General features: G+C 67.0%; 1 pseudogene. It reads right to left on the bottom strand.

Features of this window, described 5'->3' with window-relative positions:
• Nucleotides 1-812, bottom strand: a pseudogene (locus AACY19_RS26620) (Mu transposase domain-containing protein); the annotation flags it as partial.

Below are 812 nucleotides of genomic sequence, written 5' to 3'. Positions count from 1 at the left end.
GAGCGCGGGCTGCAGGGGCGCGGTCGTCGTGAGCCTCGGCCTGCCGGCCATTGGCGCCGGCATCGTGCCGCGCGGCACGGCTGAAGAGATCGCCGTATTCGGCTGGAGCGCGGATCAGCGGATGATCCTGGGTGAGCGGCGATGCCGGCTGTGGCGTCGCTCCAACCTGCGCGATCGCCTGTTCGAACAACCGCTCGACGGTCGCACGCACGTGCTTGTAACGATAGATGCGGTTGCCGATGGCGTGCGCGCAGGCCTGCTCGACCAGCCGTGCCGGATACTTCCGGCTCAGCCCGACAATGCCCCACATCGCGCGCTGTCCGGGGCGCCCCTCGGTGTCGAACACTTGCTGGCAGAGCGCCCTGGTCTGCGGCCCGATGCGCTCGGCGCTCGCCAGCAGCACGGCGGTTTGCCGCGACGGATTGAACGGCCGTTCGCTGGTCGACAGGACGACAGAACCGGAGTGCGTCATCCGGGGATGAACACGCAGCAGCGCATGGGTGTCGCGATCACGGATCTCGATCGTGGAGGCGTAGATCCGCACCACGACCTGACTGCCGATGGGTGCATGCAGGCCGCGCGGCGTAATAGCTGCTATCAACACGCACGGTGGTATCGTCGCAGACGGTCCGAACGACCTCGGTGAAGATGCGGAAGGCAGCCACTGGCAACGGCCGCAGGTGGGGCTTCTCCTCCTGGAACATCGCCTCGACCTGACGCCGCGTGCTGCCGTGGATGCGCTTGGAGGCCCAATTCTCCTCCCAGTGCCTCAAGAACTCGTTCTGGGCTTCCAGTGTCTCGAAGCGCCGTCC

Origin of the sequence: Pseudomonas sp. EA_5y_Pfl2_R50, assembly GCF_963970475.1 — a bacterium.
Classification (GTDB): Bacteria; Pseudomonadota; Gammaproteobacteria; order Pseudomonadales; family Pseudomonadaceae; genus Aquipseudomonas.
The sequence above is the reverse complement of the archived record's forward strand: the minus strand, read 5'-3'. Positions and strand labels throughout refer to the sequence as shown.